5 protein-coding genes and 1 pseudogene are annotated in these 8,098 nt (G+C 37.0%); 2 read left to right on the forward strand and 4 right to left on the reverse strand.

The window, feature by feature from the left end; genetic code table 11:
• Window positions 1-7: 7 nt before the first annotated feature.
• The 4 genes from icmH to I6F66_RS18455 are packed head-to-tail and all read right to left on the reverse strand — an operon-like array spanning window position 8 to window position 3,072.
• Entirely contained in the window at window positions 8-730 is a 723-nt protein-coding gene (gene icmH / locus I6F66_RS18440; RefSeq protein WP_007584493.1) for a type IVB secretion system protein IcmH/DotU, read from the reverse strand.
• Window positions 731-745: 15 nt separating this feature from the next.
• On the reverse strand, window positions 746-2,086 hold the full coding sequence (gene tssK / locus I6F66_RS18445; RefSeq protein WP_165729450.1) for a type VI secretion system baseplate subunit TssK: 1,341 nt from the start codon (window positions 2,084-2,086) through the stop codon (window positions 746-748).
• Window positions 2,086-2,553 (reverse strand): type VI secretion system lipoprotein TssJ, encoded by a 468-nt coding sequence (gene tssJ / locus I6F66_RS18450; protein WP_165729449.1) that lies wholly within the window; start codon window positions 2,551-2,553, stop codon window positions 2,086-2,088. The genes tssK and tssJ overlap by 1 nt, the downstream gene beginning before the upstream one ends.
• 21 nt (window positions 2,554-2,574) lie before the next feature.
• On the reverse strand, window positions 2,575-3,072 hold the full coding sequence (locus I6F66_RS18455) for a hypothetical protein (protein ID WP_231609714.1): 498 nt from the start codon (window positions 3,070-3,072) through the stop codon (window positions 2,575-2,577).
• 274 nt (window positions 3,073-3,346) lie between these two features.
• Between I6F66_RS18455 and I6F66_RS18460 the strand changes: the two genes are divergently transcribed.
• Window positions 3,347-7,609, forward strand: coding sequence for an HET-C-related protein (locus I6F66_RS18460; RefSeq protein ID WP_197209554.1), 4,263 nt, complete (start codon window positions 3,347-3,349; stop codon window positions 7,607-7,609).
• Window positions 7,593-8,098 (forward strand): annotated as a pseudogene (locus I6F66_RS18465) (hypothetical protein); the annotation flags it as partial. The gene I6F66_RS18460 and the pseudogene I6F66_RS18465, both read left to right, overlap by 17 nt.

The following is an 8,098-nucleotide window of genomic DNA, read 5'->3' on the forward strand; positions in this document are numbered from 1 at the left end:
GTGTTACCTATCGTGTTTCGTTGGTTTTATTGAGCTGAGTCAGCACTTCAATTTGGTTGTCTATTACCTGAGTACTCTGCGTTGCTTGCTTATTAATTACATAATGAAATCCAGCAAATAATGAGGCAATAGAACCCAAGCAAATAGCCAAAATCACCCAATAAGGAATATTACGCCCCACCTTCATAGCAAACCCTTCTGCAGGTATACCGTTATCAGATAATTGAGAACTCGGTGTTCCTTTTATATCTTCAATTTGAGCTCTAACATCAACAATTAACGCTTTTAATTGCTCAATGCCTTTAACTTTGTAAATGCCTTCAAAGCCAAGCTGCAGACAAATATAATAAACCTCTAATGCAGCTAGCTTTTGCTCTCCGCCGGTACGCAACTTACCTAAACGTTCAAAAAATTCTTCACCAGCTCGGTTGTTACCAAAAAATTCAAGCTGTAGCGGTCGAGACATCCAATCCATTCTAAAATGAGCACCTGAACTCATAACAAATTCATCACACATAGCCGTAAGAGCAAACTTAACTTCTTGCATTAAACTTGTTGTTACCTGTTGCGAGTAACAATTACGCTCATAGTCATCAAAACTAGTTAGTAAATTTTCTCTAAACTCTTCAAGCTCTAAGTTAGTAGATTGCTTTAGTTTTAATGGTGTTAGCGCATTAATTACAGGCGAAATACACGCGACTAAATCTTGTTCTTTTTGTGCTTCTTGCATAATTTCAACTCAACGTTAATTACGTGCTACGGTAACAATTTCAATTTGTGCACTTTGCAATCCAAATGGTACAAATAGGCTTAATGATTGCTCTTCAATAATTTGCTGCCAAATGAAACCATGCGACTCAAGCCTGAAGTATTCATACCCACTTTTTATGGCCAGCTTATTCGGAGGTCGCTGACAATGCGTTAGTTGTACACCCGCTAAAGCAGATGAAATCATGATATCGAGCTTTTCGCTTGCTCCAACTTTTACTTGGTCACTAAATGTTTCAATCCATTTTGTGTCTTCAGATTCAAAATACACAGCTAAATAAAAGTCGTTATTTGTAAAAGTGGCAGAATCAATAGTGGCAACTTGATAAATAGCGTTAGAGGTTTTTTCAAGTTTCAAGCCCACCATTTTCTTAGGAACAACCCCTTCAAGTAAACGAGTTAATAGGCCATCAAGCTGACCGAATACATTACTTAAATTTTTATGCTGGTATGGTGGTACTTGGTTAACTAAATCGCTGTGCTCAAACATTGAAACTGAACTAATTAAATCAACAAGCTCACAATACAAACGTTCCGGATGAACCAATGACAAGTTTTTAAGATGATCTAAACGCTTGGCTGATGGAGCCATTGCATTAAGTAACAAAAATGTATTCATTTCATTTGGCCCAAAGTCAGTAACTGAGCCATAATTTTTACGTCTACTAAGCAGCACGTTAACTTTTGCATTAACTAAATTAGCAGTTCTGTTTAATAATTCAGTCAAATAAGCAGACGCACTAATATTTAATAAAGGAGGCACAAACTGTTTATTTAAAACAAATGATCCATCTTCCGAGCGACTTATTTTCAAACAGGCAATGGTGTCAAAATAAGTTTTTACATCTGAGTCAGACAGTAATATAAATTTAGGTTTTGCAACTAATACCTCACGACTACGCGACGCATCATGATTATCTTCTAAATCAATATAATCCGCTTCATATGCGCTCAATTGCCCACTCGCCGCATAACCTTCAATATTGCTAACTGTTTTATTTGCAGCAATAGCAATATAAATAACACTCTCTTGGTGGTTATTATCAAGCTCTAGTTTTAAATCATCTTGATGTTGACGATCGAAATCAAGCAAACGGCCATTTTCTAAAAGTAGCTTAAAACTGGTCACTTTTAATATGCCGCGAGCAAGTGCTGATTCATCAATAGCAAAATGCTGTAAACCAAATGCCAACGGTGATATTAGCGCTTGACGTACAACCTGATTTTGATCGTGATAATCGTCAAATAGTTGAAAATGTTGCTGGGCAAGCAAAACACCTTCAGCCCAAACGGGCTTTGCGGGAGCTTTTAAATTCATTACTCAGCCTTATCCACGCCAGGTAACTGAACTTCGTTATTGGTAACCAAAACATCTAATGATGTAGATAACTTAACAGGGCCATCTGCAAGCGGGTAATACGCTTTCCAGTTGTCTCCACTGCGGTCTCTAAATAAAGCCACAATAGCAACAAATCTTGCATTTTCAGCCTGTTCAAACTTAATTTTAGATTGTTCAGAAGGGTGAATTGTTCGCTCTTCTAATGTAATTAAACTATTAGCTAAAACTGACTTATCTGACTTCCATAATTCTTCAAACGTAGCTGTTTTAAAGGTTTGTATATCCGACAATTGATATACCTTTAAAACGACTGGTAACGCTTCATCAAATTGGTTTAAATTTAAGTTATCTGTTGCCTTAACATCTAAACTTACGTTAGTACTCATACAACCAGTTAACATTATAGAAAGTGATAAACCTATAATCGCATTTAAAATAAAGCGCATTTTTTACCTCAATAAATATTTTTATTTAAAATTAAAATTAGTTTTGCAAAGAGTAGCTTCATAAACTGGGCAAATAACTTTATTGAATCTTACATTCGCACAATCAGACCATTTATTAGTTTTAAAAAATCCGAACAAGGTCTTCTTTCTGCTTTTTTCTTGAGAATCAACTAGCAAAGACTGCGTAACAACATCATCTATAGACATAATTAACTTAGTATTTATTAGCGAAAGCTCTTTTATATAAACAGAAACATCACCGTTAATTAAAGTAACTTTTTCATTGCTTTTAGGAGGATTATTTAAAAAAAAGAAAAAGTGTTCTATAGAATTTTCAGAAAAAACGCGATGGGCAGGAATACCTACCTGGTCTAGCAGCGAAGAAACGCTGGCTGTAAGTGACCAAGCTAAGGAGTACAAGCTATTTATTTGATTTATAAACTCTTTTTTATTCACAACATGCTCCTTGTCATCAGTTAAACTAAAAAACTCATAGTCTAAGGCTAGTAATAAATCCATTTATTTGGCGCATAATACAAACACCCTACCGCTATTGTCAACCTATATAAGGTTTAAAATATTAGAATATTAATGTAATTAATTAATTAGAATAAACACTCTAATTAATATTTATAAATGATAAATACGCAACAAAAACCCACTATCCTTATTTGCGAGATAATCAAAAGGTAATCTAATTAAATTTTTTATGGTTACAATTATCCAGTTGATCATTAACACACAAAAAGGTATGTTTACGCCACTAATTTTACTGAGCAGGGATTGCAACGTTTTGACTAAATCTAATTTTTTTTTGAAGGTTAATGACAAAGACTTTAATGTTACTTACCTACATGGCTACGAAAAAATTAATAAAGGCTTTAGTTATTCACTCACCGTTGAATCTTCAGTAAAAATTAATACAGATATCCTACTTGCTAATGCCAGTGTTATTTTTGTTAATAAAAACAAAAAATATCGAGAGCAATGCGGCTTGATTACATCTGTTACCAATATGGGTGTATTCAACAATCTACATCGCTTTAAAATAAACATTCAAGATCGACTATCCACCTTAAAAAACACCTCAAACAGTAAAGTCTTTATTACTGTAAATGTACAAGATGTATTAAATTATTTAGCACAAAAAGCAGGTTATTCATCAGGACAAATCGTTTTTAGGACCAGCTCCGCCTTACCGCATTTAAAGCAATGTGTGCAAGCAATGGAAAGTGACTGGGCCTTTTTTAATCGCTTGATGTCACAGCATGGCCTTTTTTACTGGATTGAAAGCGAATCAAGCACCGAAACACTTGTTATAAGTGACAGCAACCTCAACAGCCCTTATTTAAGTACGGGTGTATTAGAAGTTAAAGCAAACGCGGGGATGAACGCCCAGTACTGGGGTAACTTTGTCGGCTTTATGCACAGTGAAGTAACACAAACCTTATATAATAATGCAGCGCAAAGTAATGCCCATGGGCAATTTCAAAAAGTAGCCAGCAACAGCCAATCTTTTTTCGAGCCTGCTGCAAACTCAAGCGCAGAAGCATCAGCACAAACACAAAGCTTTAGTAATGCATTAGCCACACACAATAAACTGGTTACGCTTACGGGTAATGTATCTGATGTATTTGCGGGCTGTTCAATTTCGCTTGACGATAATATGGGCTTTGCCAGTGGTGATTTGCTATGCATTGCAATAGAGCACACACTTAATCAAGCAAATGACGAAAGCAGCCATGAAGGTGAAACCCACTACCACTGCACAGCGCAATTTATAGAGCGCGGTACCCCTTACAAAGCAATGCCTGAGCCTCATACACCTAAGCCTATGGTATTTCCAGCAACTGTAGAATCTCTCACAAGTAATGCATTTGTAGATGAACACGGTCAATACCGTATTCGTAACGAGTTTGATAAAACAGCTCGCCCAGTAATTCAATCAAGTCCGGCACTAAAAAAACTAGCGCTCTATGCCTGTGAAAACCAACCTCAAGCCACTGGCTGGCACTTCCCACTCGTTGGTGGCTCTGAGGTACTTATTGGGTGTATTAATAACGACCCAAACAACACATTTATAATGGGCTTTGCACTAAACGCCGATCAGCCAAGTGTAGTTACAGCTGCTAACCCAACACATAATCGCCTATTAAGCGCAGCGCAAAATGAACTCCTGTTTGATGACGACAAAGATGTGCCCAAAGTCATCTTACAAACACTCGCCAGTGAGCACTATATTGAATTAAATGCTATAAAATCAGGCCGCCAATTTATTCAATGGATAAGCCAGCTCGGTACTATTAATCTACACGCAGGGCGCGACCTATGCCTTGAAACCGAACAAAACAATGTTCAGTTTGTTATTAAAAACAATCAATTTATTGATGTTAAAAATACCGTGTCGCAAACCACAACTAACAGCCATATAAATTATCAAAGTGGTGGCAGCCAAGCGTTCAGTGGTAAAAATACAACCCTTACGAGCGATAGTGAAATTTCACTCCTCACCGGGCGTGCAGTAAAAGTGCATGCACAAAGCGACATACTCCTTAAAACCAATAATAGTGATTTAAAGCTTAATGTGCCTAATGGCTCTACGTTTTTACAAACAAACAATAATATAAGCATTACGGGCTCAGGCAATGGCGATTTAATTATTCACAACGCGGGCGGCGAGATAAAACTCGACAGCCAAGGTAATGTTGATATTACCGCCACTAACGTACTCACACTCGATGGCACATTTATAACCTTTGATGGCCCGGTTGATTACGACATAACTAGCCCACAAACAGCCAGTAGCCCAAGCACCGCAAGCCCTGCCAATATTAGCCAAGTGAATGCGTTTGATTTGAGTGACAGTTCTATAAAAACAAACGATATTATTGAATACAGCTTCAGCTCAAACTTTGCTAGAGAACAACTTTATTTACTAGCAGAACAAATTGCTGAAGTACCGTTTATTACTAGTATGGCTGCAACATTTGGTAAAGATATTCCTATACCTGTTTATCAAGCATTTTATAGAGCGGCTAGTGATAAGCAGCTCCCTAATATAGAAATTAAAGTTGAACCTCATCTAATATATGGCCATCTTGCTGCGTTTGATAATGCCAACAACTGTATTTTATTAACTAATCCATTAATAGAAAAAGCCTTAGCCGACAACGAAGGTAAAGCATTAATGCTAAGTGCATTACTCGAAGAGTATGGACATGGACTTGATTATTACTTAAGAAATACACTGAGTAACGTTGGTGGAGATGCAAAACAAGACGAAGGTGCTATTTTTGCTTATCGTTTATTAGACCTAGAACTATTTCAATCTAACAATATCGAGATAGGAAATTTGAGCTCACCTGACTCGTCAGGCCCTCTCGTTTACGATAATGCGAATATTGCAAACATGCTCAACAATGTAAATCAAGAGCACCAAACTGATGATGGAATGGCTAAACAGCTTGAGTTTTTTGGTGCCGGCACGGGAGATGATAAAAACCCAGCATCGTATGGTCACCGCTCAATAGAATTTGTATTGGCAGATTTAGATTTTAAATCCGAGACTGATTTACCAATTATATATTTTGGTAATTGGTTACGAGATTTTTCACAATTTATAGATCCCGCTATAGTTAGACCAAGTAAGGACGTTTTAAAACGCTTACAAGATAGCGGCCACTTAAAACCCGAACTTGACACAATTAGGCTTTCTCGTAACGCGCTTACTGAATTGGTCGCTATTCTTGCTTTGAAAGAGTTTAGTCGCTTTGGTGAAGATATTGGTAAATTCTGTTACAAGTACGTTACACCTCAAACACTTGGGGTGTACCGCGCAGAAGAACATATGGATAATCCTAAATCTGAAACCAATGGCCAATTTGATAACAGCATTATTGATTCAGACTTTGCTAAACCCTACATTGAATCGCAAATAGCAATAAACCCATTAACTGGGCTTAAAAATTATATTAATACCCCAGTAGCAGGCCAGACTTTTGACACTGCTGTACAGTATATGGCAGCACAACTAAAATTAGCCATGCAATTTGGCGATACTAATAAAGGCAAGATTCATTTTGGCCAAGCACTTCATGTGTTAGAAGATTACTTTAGCCACTCAAACTTTATTGAAGTAAGCATTATTAAGTTAGGTAAAGAGGGCCGCTTTGCAACCAAAGAGCTCAATCAACTTGCTTCTAGTGTGTACCCTGTGGTTGATTTACCTAATAAAAATAGCCGAATACCCATTGTAACAGGGCGATTTGGACAAACTGATGTATTAGCTAGCATTGGTCCAAAAATGGCTGATTTATTTAAAGACAGTATTGAAGAATTTAAAACGGCTAAACCAGGGGTAAGAACCGCATCAGACATTGCGATAAAAGTAATTTTAGGTGATCTAGCAGCCTCCCAAACTGCAGATACTAAAAAAGATAACACCCAATATCAAGGGTTGGACTTTGTAGATATACTAGCAAAATACGAGCAGTTTTTATCATGGCGTGACGAGCTAACAAAAGCCAAAAACGATTTTGTCGCTGACTTAATATTAAAAATGCTACATTACAGCAGTGAGATATTTATTTTAGTAAGTAGCTTTGCAATCCACCATATCATCGAAACCGTATCGCATCAGATTGATGATGCACAAACCCTGATTAGTAAAACAGGAACTGACCCGACCCATAGTCAATTGGCTAAAGATCATGACGTGCATCCATTCCATGAAATTGCGGCCCTTGTGGCTCGAGAGGCTGTTGCGATTGCAGGTAAAACAATTAAAAGATTTTGGGATGGTGATAAAAGTGTAAACCCAATTTTATTGACCAATAGTATTATTCAACATCCCGATTTAATGAAACTATTCGAAAAGGAAATCATCGAGTGGAGTAATGAAAATGAAGACAAAATAAGAAAAGGCACGTATAAAACCTCTATCGATGAGGTTCACGATCATTTTAATGAACAATCAAAAACGCTTAAAGATAAAATAAACCAAACACAATCAAACTTTACCACCCTTTTTAGAGATATTTATGACTACTTTAATTAAGCGATTTATGTTTATAACACTCGCTTTAACGCTAGCTGGTTGCGATAAGGTAAATGTGAGCACCGTTACTGCATTATTAGAGCCAGCTGAAACAATACAAGCAGCCTCTCCTGAAGTAAGTGACTTTCAAGTTAATGGCTGTAATTTAACCTTTAAAGGCCAATCACTTGTCTTTAATACCAGCATTGATGAATGGGTTAAAATACTTGGCCCATACGACAGGGTCACTCACTTAGCAAACGATGTGTACTTCTGGGATGACTTAGGTCTCGGCCTTTTTTCTAGCACTGGCAAACACAGAGCTGATGAACTTCAGTTCGAATTTAATGAAACTATTGCCTTTAGTGAAACAAATATTAAAAATACCTACTCAGAAGACATGAGAAAAACAAAAAGGGAGGCTAACGAATCTCGCTCTAAAACGCCATTTCCTCAAACGCTTTGGGTTAATGGGGCTGCAATTAAAGGTAACTGGGATATGAGTAAAGT

Source organism: Pseudoalteromonas sp. NZS100_1, assembly GCF_015864285.1.
Lineage (GTDB): Bacteria > Pseudomonadota > Gammaproteobacteria > Enterobacterales > Alteromonadaceae > Pseudoalteromonas > Pseudoalteromonas arctica.